The following is a 17,055-nucleotide window of genomic DNA, read 5'->3' on the forward strand; positions in this document are numbered from 1 at the left end:
TCGCCGTGAAGACGACATATGTCCCCGGACGCGGCTCCTCCAGCCAGTGACGGCGACCGATCGCTCGTGTTGAACCCCGCCGCTGGCGACGGCCAGCACACCGCTCAGATCTACGATCTCGCTGGCCAGTACGACTTTACTGTCCACGAGACCGACTCGGCAAAGGACATCGTCGAGACCGCAGCGGCCGTTGCCCCCGACGCCTCGATTCTCGCTGCTGCCGGCGGCGACGGCACGCTCACGCGAGTCGTCCGAGGGATCGACCGGGCGGACGCCTTCGACGACACGACGTTCGGGGTCGTCCCCGCCGGGACCGGCAACAGTTTCGCCGGCAACGTGGGCGTCACGGGCCTGGAGCAGGCCTTCGAGGTCATGGAGCACGGCGACCGTCGCCGGGTCGACCTCGGGACCGTCGGCGTCGGCGACGGTGAGCAGGCGCCGTTTCTCAACTCGGTCGTCGCGGGGCTCACCGCCGAATCCAGCGCCGATACGGACTCGGCGTCCAAGGAACGATGGGGCGTGCTCGCGTACGCGATGACGACGGTACAGACGGCCTCGAACTTCGACGCGCTCCGGGTGACGATAGAGCGACCGGAACAAGCGGCTCTGGAGTGTGAGGCACAGATCGTGTTGATCGGCAACGGCCGACGGTTCCCGCGCCCCGGCGGGAGCCAGGCGAATCTGGAGGACGGGCTCCTCGACGTGAGTTTTCTGGAGGACGCCTCCGCTCTCGAGCTCGCCGGCGACTCGCTTCGGCAGGCGATCGGGAACGAGGCCGATCGGGTCGAGGAGTTCACCACCCCGGCGGTCTCGATCGAGATCGACGGACCGCACAGCCGGATCAGCGTCGACGGTGAGATCGAATCTGCGGAGTCGGTGGCGGCCGCCGTTCGTCCGAAAACGCTCTGGCTCGCAGTCGGCGACGGGTACCAGGCCGAGCCCGACGGAGGCCAGTCGGCGTAGGCCGATCAGGTCCCGCTGTCGTACCGAGTCGAAGCCGCTATCAATGACGTTGCCGTCCGTGAATGCATGGGTACCACGGACACCGAAGCGGGCACCTCTGAGGAGACCGATGCGGAGACGGGAGCCGACGCGTCGGGCGAAGACGCGCTCACGCACCCGAACGCTGGGCAGGACGTAATCGCCGTCGACGAGAACGACGAGCCGGAGGGACCCGTCAACCGACTCGACGCTCACACCGGCGAGGGCATCCGCCATCGGGCGTTCACCTGCCTCCTCTTCGACGAGGAGGGGAACGTGTTGCTCGCACAGCGGAGTCCAGACAAGCGCCTCTGGGACACCCACTGGGACGGCACCGTCGCCTCCCACCCCGTCCAGGGCCAGACGCAGGAGGAGGCGACGCGGGAACGCCTCGAGGAGGAGCTCGGAATCACCCCCGATCAGTACTCGGATCTCCGGGTCACGGATCGGTTCGAGTACAAACGGTACTTCGAGGACCAGGGGGTCGAGCACGAGGTCTGTGCCGTCCTCCAGGCGACGCTGACTGACACCGACCTCGATCCCGACGAGGAGGAGGTCGCCGGCGTCCTCTGGGCGCCCTACGAGCGCCTCCACGAGAACCCCCGCTGGTACCGTCAGCTGCATCTCTGTCCGTGGTTCGAGATCGCGATGCGCCGCGACGTCGACTGAGGCTGACCGATCCGTTTCTGTCGTTTCTGTCGTGTCTGCTGGGGTAGCTGCCGTCCGTTTTATTTTCTCCACTGTACTGGAGTATGCCTGTTTCTTGCCTGCGATCGGCTCGCTCGGCCGACGATCGGCAACCACTGCGGCTGTGGCAGCCCGCCTCTGGCAATATCTGGTCCTATGTTAACGAGCCACAAGGGCTTTTACCGGAACGATCGAAGACCGGCGTGAGGGACGACGAACCCCTCGATGCACAGATGAGCACGACTACCACCCAATCCGCGCCCGACGGACTGAATCTCTCCCGAGCCGAACAGTGGGTGCTCCACCACGTAATGGTCGAGCACGTCGACCGGGCCTACGAGACGAACGACTCGCCGCCCTGGTGGGCGGTGTCGATCGCGGGGAAACTCGAGACGGGTGGTGACGCTGGTCCCTCCCCGGGGACCGGCGTCCAGTTCGGCGATCGCGTGACCACGTTCGAGGCCTGGCGAATCCGCCAGGCGCTCGTCACGTACGCAGATCGCACCGACGTGCCCGAGGGGGACGCCGATCTCGCCTGGCGCATCGTCGAGCGGCTCGACGGGAGCTTCGAGGCTGCGCCACGAGCGATCCGGTAACCCGTCCCACCTACCCCTGTCTTCAGACCGGTCTGCTGACCGACTCCCTGCGAGCTACCGCTCAGGGTCGCGTCGTCGCCCAGACGGCAACGAGGGCGAGCAACAGCCCGGGCAGCATCGGCAGAATGAGCAGCCGCACGCGCCACTCGATCGCTGGCGGGCGAAGGTAGACCAGCACCGGCGCGACGATCAGCGACAGGAAGAGCACGACGAGCAGGACGTCGCCGCGCCAGCCGAAGCTGCGGTTGGCGCCGTCCGGATGGACGACGTCGTCGCCGGGCCGGTGGGTGGTCGTTCGCGTGGGCTCGCCGCCGTCGGTGGCATCGTCGCTCGACTCGCCCTCGCTCGTAGCTGACACACCTACGTCTCGGCGGTCACGACCCATAGTGACTTCGGAGCGCGACGAGGCCGCGGAGCCGACGCAAGCTGGGGTTACAGCTCGCTATCGGGGACGAGCGCCACCTTGCCAACGCCGCCGCGATTCTCTAGAAGTTCGTGCCCGCGTGCGGTTTCGCTCATGGGCAGCGTGGCTCGCGTGCGAACCTCGAAGGTCCCGTCCCAGACCAGCTCCAGCACGCGATCCAGCTCGGCGGGGGTGGCCATCGTCGAGCCGATCACCTGCAGCTGATTCCAGAAGATGCGGTTGATCGACGTCTCCGGGTTCGGGCCGGTCGTCGCCCCACACGTGAGCACCCGGCCGCCCTTCGCGAGGCTCGCCAGCGAGTCCTGCCAGGTCGCTGCACCGACGTGATCCACGACGACGTCGACGCCCCGTCGGTCGGTCAGCGACCGAATCCGGTCGGCGAACGCCTCGCGTTCGTAGTCGATGGCGTGGGTGGCGCCGAGCTCCCGTGCAGCGTCGAGCTTCGTCTCGCTCGATCCGGTCGCGTAGACCGTCGCCCCTGCGTGGTCGGCGATCTGGACCGCAGCGTGACCCACGCCGCCACTGGCGCCGAGTACGAGCACGTCCTCGCCGGCGGTCACGTCGCCGCGCTCGATCAGCATCCGCCAGGCAGTGCCGAACGCCAGCGGTGCGCTCGCTGCGGTCTCCCAGTCGACGTGCTCGGGAACGCCGACGAGGTTCGCTGCCGGGACTGCGGCGTACTCGGCGTGAACGCCCGGTCGGTGTTCGCCCAGCAGCGAGTACTCCACGCACATCGTCGGCTCGCCGTCGCGGCAGAACTCACAGTCGCCACAGCTGCTCCCGGCCCAGACGGCGACGCGATCGCCGGGCTCGACCCGCTCGACGCGCTCGCCGACGGCGTCGACGACTCCTGCCGCGTCACAGCCGGGCGTGTGTGGCATCGCGAGATCGGTCCCCGCCAGCCCGCGCCGCGTCCAGACGTCGACGTGGTTCAGCGCCCCGGCTTTCACGTCGACGACGGCCTCCTCGGGGCCCGGTGTCGGCCGATCCACGTCGGCGTACTCGATCACGTCTCTGTCGCCGTGTCCGGTGAACTGGACCGACTTCATCGCGCTGTGGTTGGGCCTCCCGGGGAATAACGCTCGGGGCGATCGACCACTTCTCTCCGTACGCACGGTATCGTCGCTCCTTCCTCCACTCGACCGGCTCAGAGCAACTCCTCCTCTACCCACGCCTGGTTGCCACCAAATATTGATACGCGCCGGCGTGTTACGCTGTCACATGTACGTCCGGGACGCGAAAAAACGGGAAGAGGTATGGCTGCTCGATTCGATCGAGGCGTTCGATCTGGACGACGCGGCGTTCCGGTCCCGGGACTACGTGGTCGCAATCGAGGAGACGAGCGGCGAGAAGGCCGGGTTCGGCCGCATTCGGGTCCACACGACCGACGACGGTGAGTTCTGTGAGCTGACGAGCGTCGGCGTGTTGCCCGCGTGGCGCGGCCAGGGCGTCGGCGCGCACGTCCTCGAGCGGCTGCTCGAACACGCTCGTGACGAGGGATTCGAGCGGGTGTTCCTCTTCACTGACGCAGCCGACTACGCCACGCAGTTCGGGTTCGACCCGATCGAGTCCAGCGATCTTCCGGGACCGATGGCGGACCGACTGGAGACGGTCCGTGCGACGGAGGGCGAGGGCGACGCCGTCTCGCTCGTCGTGTCCGTCGACGAGTTCGCGGTTCCAGACCGGCTGCGCGATCGGTTCAAAGACGCTGCGCCGAGGGAGGAAGAGGGCGACCACGCCGGCACCGAACCGACCGAACGGCCGGAGGACTTCGGGATCGATCCCGACGAGGCGACCTACAAATACGACGTCTAACATCTCGCGGCGTCAGCCGTGGACGAAACTATTTTTGGTTACTATTCGACGCGTGCTAACCACAATCTTAACCGCCACCTCGCTGATTGTACGACCAACTGATGCTCGAAGACGGGTTCGGTCGCGAGGTCTCCGGCGTGCGCGTCTCCCTCACCGACCGGTGTAACTTCGACTGCGTCTACTGCCACAACGAGGGGCTCGGTGACGTCCGTGGTCCGATGGAGCCCACGGACGACGAGCTGACCGCCGACGAGGTCGTGCGCTTTCTGGAGGTCGCCTCGGAGTTCGACGTCGAGGCGGTGAAGTTTACCGGCGGCGAGCCGCTCCTCCGCGCGGATCTCGAGGAGATCGTCCGCCGGACGCCGGAGTCGATGGCGGTTTCGCTGACGACGAACGGGACGATGCTGCCCGATCGCGCCGCCGACCTCGCCGGCGCCGGCGTCGAGCGGGTCAACGTCTCTCAGGACGCGATCGATCCCGACGCGTTCGCCGAGGTCACGAACTCCGGCGCCTACGACCGCGTGATCGATGGCGTCGAAGCGGCACTCGAGGCCGGTCTCGCCCCCGTCAAGCTCAACATGGTCGTCTTCGAGGCGACCGCGGGCTACGTCCCCGAGATGGTCGAACACGTCGCCGCCAACGACGGCCTCCAGCTCCAGCTCATCGAGTACATGCCCGAGATCGCCGGCCACCCCGAGTGGGCGATCGACATCGAGCGCGTCCACGACTGGCTCGCCGAGACGGCCCACCGCATCGAACACCGCGAGATGCACGGCCGCCGGCGGTATTTCCTGCGAGAGGGTGCGACAGCAGACAATGTGACGGCGGGCGCCGAGGCCGTCGCTGCCGACGGCGGCGGGGCGGCCGTCGCGGCCGGAGCCAGCGACGACGGTGCCGGTCTCGGCGAGGGAATGGTCGAGATCGTCGATCCAGTCGAAAACGAGGAGTTCTGTGCGAACTGCCACCGCGTCCGGCTCACCCACGACGGCAAGCTGAAAGGGTGTCTAAACCGCCACGACGACCTCCGACCGATGGGCGATACGAAGGCGGAGATCCGGGCCACGTTTCGCGAGACCGTGGCGAACCGCGTTCCGTACTACGGCGAGTACATGGTTGAGGCGGACGACGGGTGGGTCGTCAACGACGCGTATCTGGACTGATCGATTGGAGTGGACTGCTTGTGAGGGGGCGACGACACCGCGAACCGGAGACGGTCGAGGTCTAGCGGTTCTCAGCAGGAACCGATACAGCATTCCGCCGTAGTTAGCCCACGACGCTTCGGTGCGCTTAAGTAGCCCAGAATGAAACTTCCCACCGCGACACACCTGCAGGGGGACGAGCCCCCGAGTCCGCGAGGGCGCGAGTGATAGAGAGGCAGGTCGTGGTAGCCTAGCCTGGCCCAAGGCGCAGGGTTGCTAACTCTGTGGCGCAAGCCTCCGGGGTTCAAATCCCCGCCACGACGCTCTATACGACTCGCCGCCCGTACCCTCGGATCGGCCGAGCGCGGTCGGCAGGCCCCGCCGCGACGTGCGAGCGTCGTGGCAGCATGGCCACCACATGGACGGCCACCCAACACCGAAGCGGGACGCACTCGATGCGTCCGAGGCTTCACCCAACACATGAGCGCAGAAGACACACCAGACGACGAAGACGAGGACCTTCGATACTTCGTCCGTATCGGGCAGACGGACCTCGATGGGACGAAGTCAGTCGAACGGTCACTCACGGAGATGAACGGCATCGGCCGTCGAACGGCCCGCATCATCGCCGAGGAGGCCGGCGTCGACCGCCGCGCCACCTTCGGCGCACTCGACGACGACGTCATCGAAGGCGTCGTCGAGCTCGTCGAGTCCATCGAGGACGAGATTCCCGAGTGGATGGTCAACCGCCCCAGCGACTACTACACGGGCGAGGCCACCCACGAGACCGGGAACGACCTCAGCATGTCTCGACAGCACGACATCAACCGCATGAAGAAGATTGACTCCTACAAGGGCGTCCGCCACCGCGGCGGCCACAAGGTTCGGGGACAGCGCACCAAGTCCACCGGCCGTACCGAGGGGACGATCGGCGTCAACGTCGAGGAGATCAAGGAGGACATGGCAGCCGAGGCCGCCGAAGAGGCCGAGGAAGAAGACGACGAGGGGGGACTGTAGATGCCCCTCGGAAGCTCCACCAAGCGATACGAGACGCCGAACCACCCATGGCAGGGCGAGCGCATCGCCGACGAACACAATCTCGTCGAGCGCTACGGACTCTCCAACAAGGAAGAGCTCTGGCGCGCTCAGTCCGAGCTGCGTGACTACCGCCGAGAGGCACGGAAGCTGCTCGGTCGCGCCGGCGGCGACGCCGAGGCCGCGACCCAGGAGGGTCGAGAGTTCCTCGCCCGCCTCAAGCGCTACGGCGTCCTCGACGAGTCCGAGGCGCTGGACGACGTCCTGTCCCTGGAGATCACCGACGTGCTCGAGCGTCGTCTCCAGACGGTCGCCTACCGCAAGGGCATCGCGAACACGCCCCAGCAGGCCCGACAGTTCATCGTCCACGGACACGTGACGATCGACGGCCAGCGCGTCCAGCGACCGTCCTACAAGGTGGAGGTCGACGAGCAGGCAGACGTCGACTTCGACGAGTCGAGTCCGCTGTCGGACGAGCTCCACCCCGAACGAGCGGAGGATCAATAATGGCAGACAACGACGACAAGTGGGGTATCGCCCACGTGCACGCATCGTTCAACAACACGATCCTGACGGTGACTGACCTCACCGGCGCCGAGACGATCGCGAAATCGTCCGGCGGCGCGGTCGTCAAGCAGAACCGCGACGAGGCGTCTCCTTACGCCGCGATGCAGATGGCAGAGGAGATCGGCGAGGAGGTCCAGGAGGCCGGCTTCGAGGGCGTCCACGTTCGCGTCCGCGGGCCCGGCGGAAACCTCCAGAAGAGCCCCGGTCCGGGCGCGCAGGCGACGATTCGCGCACTCGCTCGAGCCGGTCTCGAGATCGGCCGGATCGAGGACGTCACCCCGATCCCCCACGACGGATCGCGACCCCCCAAGGGCAAGAGCGGCTTCTAATCCATGACACAGGACTACGAGGTCGAGTACATCGAACGCGAGGAACGCGCCGCGCGCGTCCTCGTCCGGGGCATCAGCCCTGCCTTCGCCAACGGAATCCGCCGGGCGATGGTCGCCGACGTGCCGACGATGGCCATCGAAACCGTGCGGATCGTCGAGAACGAGTCGGTCATGTTCGACGAGCAGATCGGTCACCGACTCGGGCTCGTGCCGCTGACGACGCCGGTCGACGACTTCGAGATCGGCGAGGGCGTCACGCTCTCCCTGGACGTCGAGGGGCCCGACACGGCCTACTCCGGCGACATCGTCTCCAGCGACGAGCTGGTCCAGCCCGCCGAGGACAACGTGCCCATCATCGACCTCAAGGAGGACCAGCGGATCGAACTCGAGGCCGACGCCGTCCTGAATCGCGGCAGCGAGCACGCGAAACATCAGGGTGGCGTCTCCGTCGGCTACCGACACCTCCAGTACGTCGAGGTCGTCGGCGACCGCGGCGAGTACGAGGACGACGAGCCACACGTCCTGCGCGGCGTCATCGAGGAGCGTGCGCCGGAGCACGCAGCCGACGATGGCGCGGCGGAGGGCGACCTCGTCGCAACCGGCGAGTTCGACAACGACCTCACCCAGCGCTACCCCGACAAGGAGCTCGAGGTGCACGACGTCCCCGAGGCGTTCGTGTTCCACGTCGAGACCGACGGGTCGCTGGACGTCGAAACGCTGGTCACGGAAGCCATCGACTCGCTCGGCGATCGTGCCGACGAGCTCGAGGAAGCCGTCCAGCTCTGAGGCCACCGCACGCAGACAACACACAGTACAGATGACCCTTCGAACCTCACGCACACGGCTCGCACGCGGCTCGCCTGAAGCCGCGGCGCTGCTCGGAGTTGTTCCGACAGATCGCCGCACCGAAAGGGGTTTGAAGGCCTGCGATCAACGGACGGATGCGCGCAGGGATAGCCAAGTCAGGTCAACGGCGCAGCGTTCAGGGCGCTGTCCCGTAGGGGTTCGCAGGTTCAAATCCTGCTCCCTGCATCCGTCCGCTTCTCACCGAATTCATCCATGAGCAAGACGAATCCACGTCTCACCAGTCTCGTCGCCGACCTCAAGTCGGCGGCTCGCGAGACCGACGCCGACGTGTGGAGCGACGTCGCCGACCGTCTCCAGAAGCCACGGCGTACGCACGCCGAGGTCAACCTCGGCCGCATCGAGCGGTACGCAACCGAGGAGGAGACAGTCGTCGTGCCGGGCAAGGTGCTCGGCAGCGGCTCGCTGCGCAAGGCGGTCACGGTCGCAGCGGTCGATTTCAGTTCGTCCGCTGAGACCAAGATCGAACAGGTCGGCGAGACCACGACACTCGAACAGGCAATCCAGAACAACCCAGAGGGATCTAACGTGCGGGTGATCCGATGAGCGCCGCCGAGTTCGAGGCGGACCTCGTCGTCGACGCCCGCGACGCCATCCTCGGTCGCGTTGCCAGCCAGGTCGCCGAAGCTGCCCTGGACGGCCAGACGGTTGCGATCGTCAACGCCGAGGACGCCGTCATCACGGGCGACCGTGACGACATCCTCGCCAAGTACCGCAAGCGCCGCGAGATCGGCAGCGACCGTGGCCCGGCCTACCCGAAGCGGCCGGACACGATCTTCAAGCGCACCGTTCGCGGCATGCTTCCCCACAAGAAGCAGCGAGGTCGCGACGCGCTCTCCCGGGTCCGCGCCTACGTCGGCAACCCGAACGACCAGGAGGCCGAGCATCTCCCCGACACCTCGCTGGATCGACTCTCGAACATCCGCTTCGTCCACCTGGGCGAGGTTAGCGACGAACTCGGAGCCAACGTAACATGGTAACGAACACCAGTGGCAAGAAGAAGACCGCGATCGCTCGCGCGACCGTTCGCGAGGGCGAGGGTCGCGTTCGCATCAACTCGGAGCCCGTCGAGCTACTCGAGCCGGAGACGGCCCGACTCAAAGTTCTCGAGCCGTTCCGCGTCGTCGAGGACATCCGCGACGACGTCGACATCGAGGTCGACGTCGAGGGCGGTGGCGTGATCGGTCAGGCCGACGCGGCCCGCACCGCGATCGCACGAGGTATCGTCGAGCACAGCGGCGACGCCGAACTCCGCGACGCCTACATGGAGTTCGACCGGACACTGCTCGTCAACGACGTCCGTCGCTCCGAGCCCAAGAAGTGGGGCGGCCCCGGTGCACGGGCCCGCTACCAGAAGTCCTACCGGTGATTCACCCATGATGGTCCCAGTTCGCTGTTTCACGTGCGGTAACGTCGTCGGCGAGCACTGGGAGGAGTTCAAGGCTCGGACGCGCGAAGCCGACGATCCCGAGGACCCCGAGAAGGTCCTCGACGATCTCGGCGTCGATCGGCACTGCTGCCGACGGATGCTCGTCTCGCACAAGGACCTGGTGGACATCGTCGCTCCCTACCAATGAGCGGGCAACAGTTCACTCGCTACGAGCGAGCACGAGTGCTCGGGTCGCGTGCGCTGCAGGTGTCCTACGGCGCGCCGGTGCTGATCGACACCGACCAGACGGAGCCGATTCTCGTCGCTGCCCAGGAGTACGACGCTGGCGTCCTACCCTTTACCGTCGATCGAGGTGACGACTAGATGGTGCTGATCACGGACGTCCGTCTGCGACGAATCCTCGACTCCCGCGGCAACTCGACGGTCGAGGCAGACGTGCTCACCGAGACCGGCGGCTTCGGACGGGCGGCGGCGCCCTCCGGCGCTTCGACCGGCGAGTACGAGGCAATCGAGCTGCCGGCGGCGGAGGCGATCGCCGCCGCTCGCGAGCACGCGATTCCGCGTCTCGTGGGCGAGGTTCACGTCGGCGATCAGCGATCCGTCGACGGGACGCTGCGAGCCGCCGACGGCACCGACGACTTCTCCGAAATCGGCGCGAACTCCGCGGTCGCCATCTCGATGGCCGCCGCGAAGGCCGCCGCCGACACGCTCGGTGCGCCCCTCTACCAGCATCTCGGAGGGGCCTTCCGCGGCGACTCCTTCCCGACCCCGCTGGGCAACGTCGTGGGCGGTGGCGAGCACGCCGCCGACGCGACGCACATCCAGGAGTTCCTCTCCGCCCCCGTCGGTGCGCCGAACGTCCAGGAGGCAGTCTTCGCGAACGCGGCCGTACACGCCCGCGTCGCGGAGCTGCTCCACGAGGACGGCATCGCCGCTGGCAAGGGCGACGAGGGTGCCTGGGCGCCGTCGATCGACGACGCCGAGGCGTTCGACCTTGTCGAGCAGGCCGTCGACGACGTCGAAGACGAGGTCGGGTTCGAGATCCGCTTCGGCCTCGACGTCGCCGGCGCCGAGCTCTACGAGGACGGCGCCTACCAGTACGGCGAGACGACCCGCTCCACCGAGGAGCAGATCGACTACATCGCCGACCTCGTCGACGAGTACGATCTCGTCTACGTCGAGGATCCCCTCGACGAGGACGACTACGAGGGCTTCGCGGAGCTGACGGAGCGAGTCGACGGCGACCGGACGCTGATCTGTGGCGACGACCTCTTCGTGACGAACGTCGATCGCCTCCAGACCGGCATCGAGACCGGCGCCGCGAACTCGATCCTCATCAAGCCCAACCAGATCGGGACGCTGACCGACGCGGTCGACGCCATCGAACTCGCGGGCCGGAACGGCCTCGACTCGGTGGTCTCTCACCGCTCGGGCGAGACCGAGGACACGACGATCGCACACCTCGCGGTCGCCACCGACGTGCCGTTCATCAAGACCGGCGCCGTCGGCGGCGAGCGGACCGCGAAGCTCAACGAACTCATCCGCATCGAGGACGACGCAACATGAGTGACAACGACAACGAAATGGAGGGGCTCGACGCTGAGGAGGCCGACGCCGACGCGGCGGCCGACGAGACAGCCGACGAGCCCGCGGCAGAACCGGACGCGGAGGACGCCGAGGCCGTCTCCGAAGAGGCCGACGCGACCGACGACGAACCACAGCTCGACGACGACGTACTCGGCGACGAGGAGGCAGATCTGCTGATCCCCGTCGAGGAGTATCTGGGCGCCGGTGTCCACATCGGTACCCAGCAGAAGACCTCGGACATGGAGCGGTTCATCCACCGCGTCCGCACCGACGGTCTCTACGTCCTCGACGTCGCCCAGACCGACGGGCGCATTCGGACCGCCGCGGACTTCCTCTCGGGCTACGATCCCGAGCAGGTCCTCGTGGCGTCCTCCCGCCAGTACGGCCAGTTCCCCGCCGAGAAGTTCGCCGAAGCGATCGGCGCGCGGGCACGAACCGGCCGCTTCATCCCGGGCACGCTGACGAACCCGAAGTACGACGGCTACATCGAGCCGGACGTTGTCGTCGTCACTGACCCGATCGGTGACGCGCAGGCCGTCAAGGAGGCCATCACGGTCGGCATTCCCGTCATCGCGATGTGTGACTCCAACAACGCCACGAGCAACGTCGACCTCGTGATCCCCACGAACAACAAGGGTCGCAAGGCGCTGTCAGTGGTCTACTGGCTGCTCGCCAACGAGACGCTCGACCGCCGCGGCGCGGAGCCGACCTACGCCCTCGACGATTTCGAGGGCGGCATCTAGAGTCGCGTTTTTCCCAATTCGGTGCGGTACGCGATCGTTTTGGCGGATTCTTCGACGGTGTAACTGACGACGAGCAGTGCGCACACCATTTGTGGTGGCACGACTCCCCATCGGCAGTTGGAGATCACTGTCTCTCCCCGATTACTCTCCCTCTCTCCATCTCAACACTCGCACCTCTCCCTCACCTATCCTTCTACAGCACGATCGGTAGCCACTCGAACCAGCCCGCCGCCGTCTCCGGATCGATGAGTGGATCGTGCAAGACCAGCCAGTCGAGCAGGATCAGCCCCAGCCCGTGGGCGCAGATTGAGGGCAACAGCGAGTTCGCGTGGTAGTCCGAGAGCCCGAACAGGACGTCTGTCGGCCCGGAGAGCAGCAGTTCGATCGGCGGCTTGTTCGCATGTAACAGCGCGTATATCACGGGTGAGATGAAGGCCACCCAGGGCCCTTTCTCCCGGAGCCCGACGCAGAACAGTCCGCGAAAGAACGTCTCGCCGGCGACGACGAGCAGGAACTGCTTGATCGCGTGGGGGACGAACGCGGCGGGTGCGGCGCTCTCGAGCCCCCACATCGGGTAGAACTCGCGAACGCCGGGGAGCGTCGAGCCGACGACGTAGAACGGTGTGACAAAGGCCGAGAGGAGGAGTGCGTCCCTGACCGCACGGCGATCGACCTGCCAGCCGAGAGTCCGATCGTGGGCGAGTGCGAACGCCATTGGGATGGCGAAAAAGAGGAGGCCGTCACGGAGCAGCCGCTGGTCGAGGCCATGCAAGGACAGATTCATCCAGACGATCGTCAACAGCCCGCCCAGCACCACGGACCGCTGAAACCAGCTCGTCGCGGCCAGCCGGCGCGAAAGGGTGGCGATCGCGTCGCCGGCTGCCGTGGACACGGGCTACTCCGTGGAAATGGGTCCGGTACCGATCACGTCCTCGACGTCGCTCCGGAAGTCGTCGTCGGTCGCGAAGTAGGTCGTCTCGATGTCCGCGAGCACGTCGGTGATCGTCCGGGGTCCCGACGGCGTCCGGATCGTCGAGCCGCCCTCGCGTCGCTGGATCTCGCTCTTCTGGAGCGGGAAGTGGAGCCGGGCGGTGACGCGCGCGAGCGGTGCGCCCTCGACGGGCGTCCCCTCGCCGAGTTCGACGGCGGGCTCGGCCTCCGCTTCCTCGTCTCCGTTCTCGGCGTCGTCTTCGCTCATGATCGGGACTTCCCCATGGCCGCAATTGTGCCTTTCGCTTCGGCGGGTCGGTTTCGGCGCCACTGTACCAGGAATCGGTCGGCTGCGATGAAAGCGGGCAGGCCCGCCGCGGTCGGAATACTGAAGCGACGCTGGGGTCCGACTGTCTACAGAGTCGATGACGACGAGGGTGCGACGGAGTGACGGCGGGGCGCCGATTCGTGGTGCGGTGGCACGAGGAGCATCGGCGATCTCGATGGAAACGCGATCGTCGGCAACTCCCTCCCGGTCGCCAGCGTCGACACCCTTCGTGGTGCCAGCCTTTGCCCTCGGCGAGGTGGTATGGCGATGCTGAGTCAGGAACGCGGGTTCAAGCTGTTCTACTTCATCATCTTCGCTTCCTTCAGCGGCTACGTCATGTTCCGCAACGTATTCCTGGAGGAGATCGGCCTCTCCGGAACGCAGATGGGGATGATCGGCTTCCTGTTCCCGCTGTGTGGCATGATCGCCCAGCCGATCTGGGGCCTGGTCGCCGACTGGAAAGGGGCGAGCAAGCCGATCCTCTACGTCTCCGCGATCGTGGCCGGGGCCGCGGCGTTGCTCTACCCGCTGGCTCCCATGGTCGGCGCGTCCTTCCTCGCGATCGTCGTCGCGACCGTGATCTTCGCGCTCTTTCGCGCACCGGCGGTCCCGATCTCGAACGCACTGGTGCTCTCCTCGGGGATGTCCTACGAAGGCGTACGGGCGTACGGCTCGATCGCGTTCGGGATCGCGGGGCTGGGCTTTGGATTCCTGATCGGCGTCACTGCTACCGAGGCGGTGTTCTACGCCTACAGCGTCGGGATGATCCTGCTCGTCCTGCTGCTCACGCAGCTCCCGATGGACGAGACGGAGGCACTCGGCGACGATCTGGATCTGGACTCCGTCCGTCGGCTGCTCCACCGCCAGTTCCTGCTCTTGCTCGGCGCCGCCTTCTTCCTGGGCGTGATGACGCCGGCCAGCGCTGCGTTCTTCTCGCTGTACGTCGAGGCGATCGACCAGCCGACGAGCATCACCGGCTTCGCCTGGCTGATCAAGACGCTCGCCGAAGCGGTCGCGTTCGTGTACGTCGCGCGGCGCGGTGGCGGTTCCTACCGCTGGCTGATGGCCGTCGCTGGCGTCTTCTATCTCGGCACGTACGTCCTGCTGGCGACGACCGGCGCGATCGCCGTGGTAATCGCATCGCAGGTGCTCCTCGGACTGGGCTACGCGCTGTTCAACCTCGCGTCCGTGAACCTCGCGCACTCGCTCTCGCCGTCGGCGCTGAAGTCGACGGCGCAGAGTCTGCTGATGGTCGGTGGGGTGAGCGCCGGTCGCGCAGTGGGGGAACTGGTCACGGGGGTGCTGGTCGATTTCGTCGGCGTGCAAGCGATGTACGGCTACGTCGCCGTGCTGGGAGTGCTCGTCGTCGCCTTCTCGCTGGCGATCTCGAAGACAGCGGCGGCGGACGCCGAGGAACAAGCCGCTGCCGGGAGCTGACTCGTACCCGAGCGCGATCGCACAGCTTCAAGGGGGACGCGAGCCGAGGACCCCGGCATGGACCCGCGTGATCACTTTTCGGAGGTCGAACTCGCCGCGATCGGCGCCATCGTCGCGATTGTGACGGTGCTGGCATGGTTCACGACCGACACGACGGGCCTCGTGCGGGTCGTGACGGTCGCACTGTCGGCACTCGTCTGTGCGCTCGCGGCTGGCGTCAGCCTCTGGGTGGCCGAAGGGGAGTTCTGAAGCAGAGGCTCTCGGAGTGGTCCTCGTGACCACGAGCACGGGTATCACACCCCGCTCACTCCGGGGAGAACCACCGATGCCCTCCGATATTCCTTTACCACACGACTGCCAACACCAGTCAAATGCCAGTCGAAGCGACGAGCGCCGGCGCCATCCTCTATCGGGATACTCGGGGCCGGCGGGAGTACCTGCTCCTCAAATCGCGCCCTGGGGACTGGGAGTTCCCCAAGGGCGGCGTCGAGGGCGAGGAGGAACTCCAGCAGACCGCGATCCGCGAGGTCGAGGAGGAGGCCGGAATTGCAGATTTCCGTCTCCTCGATGGCTTTCGCGACGAGTACGACTACGTGTTCGAGGCCAACGGCAACACGATCCACAAGACCGTGCACCTGTTCGTTGCGAAGTCCTTCGAGGCTTCCGCCGAACTGTCCCACGAACACCGAGACCACCAGTGGCGCGACTACGACCAGGCGATCAACACGATCACCCAGGATGGGCCACGAGAGATCCTGGAGGACGCCCACGAGTTCATCGACGAGCGCGAAGAGGACGAGGAGTAGACTCTCCAGTTGTCTGACTGTGGATCGCCGCTGTCGCCGCCCGCAGTGAGCAGCTGCTACGCCGATGCCGTGGGGGTCCGCACTGCGGATCTCTCGCTCTCCCATTTTCCTTCCCTTCTCGACGCGTTCCAAGACACCACTGTATCCTCCGCTTCTCTTTCAGTGGACGAACCGCGAGGCGCTTTCACGCGGGAACGCGCACACCGGATTCGGGAAACAATCAGGGTGGCTAACACGACGGTCTTTTCCACGGCGGCGGGCAACTGATCGTATGTTGCTGGTGCGGGGGAAAGCCGGTGGAACGGAGCTGACCGGTACGGTCTTCGAGCGCGGCGAGCGTGCCCCGAGCTTCACGGGTGCGCCGGAGGACGACGCCGCGTACGTCTGGGTTTGCGACGAGTTCTACGAGGTCGAGAGCGGTGGTTCGATCCAGGAAATCGACGGCCGGGAGATACACGTGGCCTTCGAGTCTCCGATGCCGCGCGGGTTCGACACTCGCGATCAGGCGCTCGCGGCCGCCCGTGAACACGTCCGAACGCAGTTCTCTCGGATCGGCGTCGACGCGGACGACGTCGAACTGGAGGTCGTCGAGAACGCGGAGATTGCGACCGACGAAGGGGCGCCGTAGTCAGGCCCCTGACCGCTCGCTGGCCGCTGTGGGCTCTCAGGATCTCGACCACTTTCACCACTGTCTCGTTTCTGGAACTCATAACAGATTTGTACGCGCCTACCGGTCGTCGGTACGCATGTACACGGGGATCGTCGAGACGACCGGACGACTCGCTGCCGTCGAGCGATACGATGCGGGCGGCGCGAGCGTTCGCGTGAACACTGATCTGGACGGAATCGAACCGGATGATAGCGTCGCCGTCGACGGCGTCTGTCTCACGGCAACCGACGTCGATGCGGACGGGTTCGAGGCAGACTTGAGTGCGGAGACCGTCTCACGAACCTATCTCGCAGATCGAGAGCCAGGCGATGCCGTCAATCTCGAACGACCGCTCCCTGCCGACGGTCGGTTTCACGGACACGTCGTGAAGGGGACGGTCGACGACGTCACGGAGCTGCTCCGGGTCGAACGGGACGGCGAGGGGTGGCGCTACACCATGGCGACCCCACCCGAGTACGCCCAGTGTATCGTCGAGAAAGGTGCCGTCGCCATCGACGGCGCCAGTCTGACCGTCGCGGCCGTCGATCGTCGGACCGGAAGATTCGACGTCGCGATCGTGCCCCAGACTCGTTCCGTCACCACGCTCGACGGCAAATCGCCGGGGGATCCACTCCACTTCGAGGCCGACGTCCTCGCGAAGTACGCTCGGGGGCGGTCCGTGGATCCGATGGGCCGAACTGACGGCGGTGGCGGCAGTGGTAGCGAGGCTCCCTGGACTGCGCCGTGA

Annotated in this window: 25 protein-coding genes and 2 tRNA genes; 23 read left to right on the forward strand and 4 right to left on the reverse strand. The window is 66.4% G+C overall.

What is annotated here, in order from left to right; translation table 11 throughout:
- Positions 1-18: 18 nt before the first annotated feature.
- From MXF70_RS06845 to MXF70_RS06855, 3 genes are all read left to right on the forward strand, one after another.
- On the forward strand, positions 19-963 hold the full coding sequence (locus MXF70_RS06845; protein ID WP_248518254.1) for a diacylglycerol/lipid kinase family protein: 945 nt from the start codon (positions 19-21) through the stop codon (positions 961-963).
- A gap of 66 nt (positions 964-1,029) precedes the next feature.
- Entirely contained in the window at positions 1,030-1,650 is a 621-nt protein-coding gene (locus tag MXF70_RS06850) for an NUDIX hydrolase (RefSeq protein ID WP_248518255.1), read from the forward strand.
- 251 nt (positions 1,651-1,901) lie between these two features.
- On the forward strand, positions 1,902-2,264 hold the full coding sequence (locus tag MXF70_RS06855; protein ID WP_248518256.1) for a DUF7853 family protein: 363 nt from the start codon (positions 1,902-1,904) through the stop codon (positions 2,262-2,264).
- Positions 2,265-2,325: 61 nt separating this feature from the next.
- On the opposite strand, the gene MXF70_RS06860 is transcribed toward MXF70_RS06855, so the two are convergent.
- Both MXF70_RS06860 and MXF70_RS06865 read right to left on the reverse strand, forming a co-directional pair.
- A complete protein-coding gene (locus MXF70_RS06860; protein WP_248518257.1) occupies positions 2,326-2,622 on the reverse strand; it encodes a DUF7977 family protein in 297 nt (98 codons plus the stop codon).
- Positions 2,623-2,696: 74 nt separating this feature from the next.
- Positions 2,697-3,737, reverse strand: a complete 1,041-nt coding sequence (locus MXF70_RS06865) for a zinc-binding dehydrogenase (protein WP_248518258.1) — start codon at positions 3,735-3,737, stop codon at positions 2,697-2,699.
- 172 nt (positions 3,738-3,909) lie between these two features.
- Between MXF70_RS06865 and MXF70_RS06870 the strand changes: the two genes are divergently transcribed.
- From MXF70_RS06870 to rpsB, 15 genes are all read left to right on the forward strand, one after another.
- Positions 3,910-4,503 carry a GNAT family N-acetyltransferase gene (locus MXF70_RS06870; RefSeq protein ID WP_248518259.1) on the forward strand — a complete coding sequence of 198 codons (594 nt, stop codon included), beginning with the start codon at positions 3,910-3,912 and terminating at the stop codon, positions 4,501-4,503.
- 101 nt (positions 4,504-4,604) lie between these two features.
- On the forward strand, positions 4,605-5,663 hold the full coding sequence (gene moaA, locus MXF70_RS06875; protein WP_248518260.1) for a GTP 3',8-cyclase MoaA: 1,059 nt from the start codon (positions 4,605-4,607) through the stop codon (positions 5,661-5,663).
- Positions 5,664-5,881: 218 nt separating this feature from the next.
- A tRNA-Ser gene (locus MXF70_RS06880) sits at positions 5,882-5,965 on the forward strand.
- A gap of 157 nt (positions 5,966-6,122) precedes the next feature.
- Positions 6,123-6,659, forward strand: coding sequence for a 30S ribosomal protein S13 (locus MXF70_RS06885; RefSeq protein ID WP_248518261.1), 537 nt, complete (start codon positions 6,123-6,125; stop codon positions 6,657-6,659).
- A complete protein-coding gene (locus MXF70_RS06890; RefSeq protein ID WP_248518262.1) occupies positions 6,660-7,184 on the forward strand; it encodes a 30S ribosomal protein S4 in 525 nt (174 codons plus the stop codon).
- The gene (locus MXF70_RS06895) at positions 7,184-7,573 is read left to right on the forward strand and encodes a 30S ribosomal protein S11 (RefSeq protein WP_020445891.1); all 390 of its coding nucleotides are present in this window, start codon (positions 7,184-7,186) and stop codon (positions 7,571-7,573) included. Before MXF70_RS06890 ends, MXF70_RS06895 begins: the two co-directional genes overlap by 1 nt.
- A 3-nt stretch (positions 7,574-7,576) precedes the next feature.
- Complete coding sequence (locus tag MXF70_RS06900) at positions 7,577-8,359, forward strand: DNA-directed RNA polymerase subunit D (protein WP_248518263.1); 783 nt, start codon at positions 7,577-7,579, stop codon at positions 8,357-8,359.
- A 161-nt stretch (positions 8,360-8,520) separates the two neighbouring features.
- A tRNA-Leu gene (locus MXF70_RS06905) sits at positions 8,521-8,605 on the forward strand.
- Between the two features lie 27 nt (positions 8,606-8,632).
- A complete protein-coding gene (locus tag MXF70_RS06910) occupies positions 8,633-8,983 on the forward strand; it encodes a 50S ribosomal protein L18e (RefSeq protein WP_248518264.1) in 351 nt (116 codons plus the stop codon).
- Positions 8,980-9,417: a 50S ribosomal protein L13 gene (locus MXF70_RS06915; RefSeq protein ID WP_248518265.1), complete on the forward strand. Its 438-nt coding sequence runs from the start codon at positions 8,980-8,982 to the stop codon at positions 9,415-9,417. Before MXF70_RS06910 ends, MXF70_RS06915 begins: the two co-directional genes overlap by 4 nt.
- Positions 9,411-9,806, forward strand: a complete 396-nt coding sequence (locus MXF70_RS06920) for a 30S ribosomal protein S9 (protein WP_248518266.1) — start codon at positions 9,411-9,413, stop codon at positions 9,804-9,806. Before MXF70_RS06915 ends, MXF70_RS06920 begins: the two co-directional genes overlap by 7 nt.
- Before the next feature lie 7 nt (positions 9,807-9,813).
- Positions 9,814-10,014 carry a DNA-directed RNA polymerase subunit N gene (locus MXF70_RS06925; protein WP_248518267.1) on the forward strand — a complete coding sequence of 67 codons (201 nt, stop codon included), beginning with the start codon at positions 9,814-9,816 and terminating at the stop codon, positions 10,012-10,014.
- Positions 10,011-10,190, forward strand: coding sequence for a DNA-directed RNA polymerase subunit K (locus tag MXF70_RS06930; RefSeq protein WP_248518268.1), 180 nt, complete (start codon positions 10,011-10,013; stop codon positions 10,188-10,190). Before MXF70_RS06925 ends, MXF70_RS06930 begins: the two co-directional genes overlap by 4 nt.
- Complete coding sequence (eno, locus tag MXF70_RS06935) at positions 10,191-11,393, forward strand: phosphopyruvate hydratase (RefSeq protein ID WP_248518269.1); 1,203 nt, start codon at positions 10,191-10,193, stop codon at positions 11,391-11,393. It abuts the gene before it with no gap.
- The gene (rpsB, locus tag MXF70_RS06940) at positions 11,390-12,157 is read left to right on the forward strand and encodes a 30S ribosomal protein S2 (RefSeq protein ID WP_248518270.1); all 768 of its coding nucleotides are present in this window, start codon (positions 11,390-11,392) and stop codon (positions 12,155-12,157) included. Before eno ends, rpsB begins: the two co-directional genes overlap by 4 nt.
- A gap of 193 nt (positions 12,158-12,350) precedes the next feature.
- Here rpsB and MXF70_RS06945 read toward each other — a convergent pair whose 3' ends face one another.
- Positions 12,351-12,941 carry a CPBP family intramembrane glutamic endopeptidase gene (locus tag MXF70_RS06945; RefSeq protein WP_248518368.1) on the reverse strand — a complete coding sequence of 197 codons (591 nt, stop codon included), beginning with the start codon at positions 12,939-12,941 and terminating at the stop codon, positions 12,351-12,353.
- Between the two features lie 111 nt (positions 12,942-13,052).
- Complete coding sequence (locus MXF70_RS06950; RefSeq protein WP_248518271.1) at positions 13,053-13,355, reverse strand: DUF5789 family protein; 303 nt, start codon at positions 13,353-13,355, stop codon at positions 13,053-13,055.
- A 327-nt stretch (positions 13,356-13,682) separates the two neighbouring features.
- Here MXF70_RS06950 and MXF70_RS06955 point away from each other — a divergent pair, with 327 nt between their 5' ends.
- The 5 genes from MXF70_RS06955 to MXF70_RS06975 all read left to right on the forward strand — a co-directional run bounded on the left by MXF70_RS06955 (position 13,683) and on the right by MXF70_RS06975 (position 17,055).
- Positions 13,683-14,852 carry an MFS transporter gene (locus MXF70_RS06955; RefSeq protein ID WP_248518272.1) on the forward strand — a complete coding sequence of 390 codons (1,170 nt, stop codon included), beginning with the start codon at positions 13,683-13,685 and terminating at the stop codon, positions 14,850-14,852.
- Between the two features lie 57 nt (positions 14,853-14,909).
- Positions 14,910-15,101 carry a hypothetical protein gene (locus tag MXF70_RS06960; RefSeq protein ID WP_248518273.1) on the forward strand — a complete coding sequence of 64 codons (192 nt, stop codon included), beginning with the start codon at positions 14,910-14,912 and terminating at the stop codon, positions 15,099-15,101.
- 122 nt (positions 15,102-15,223) lie between these two features.
- A complete protein-coding gene (locus MXF70_RS06965; protein ID WP_248518274.1) occupies positions 15,224-15,658 on the forward strand; it encodes a bis(5'-nucleosyl)-tetraphosphatase in 435 nt (144 codons plus the stop codon).
- A gap of 271 nt (positions 15,659-15,929) precedes the next feature.
- Positions 15,930-16,286 carry a DUF7113 family protein gene (locus MXF70_RS06970; RefSeq protein WP_248518275.1) on the forward strand — a complete coding sequence of 119 codons (357 nt, stop codon included), beginning with the start codon at positions 15,930-15,932 and terminating at the stop codon, positions 16,284-16,286.
- Between the two features lie 118 nt (positions 16,287-16,404).
- The gene (locus MXF70_RS06975) at positions 16,405-17,055 is read left to right on the forward strand and encodes a riboflavin synthase (RefSeq protein WP_248518276.1); all 651 of its coding nucleotides are present in this window, start codon (positions 16,405-16,407) and stop codon (positions 17,053-17,055) included.

The organism is Salinarchaeum laminariae (assembly GCF_023204835.1).
Taxonomy (GTDB): domain Archaea; phylum Halobacteriota; class Halobacteria; order Halobacteriales; family Salinarchaeaceae; genus Salinarchaeum; species Salinarchaeum laminariae.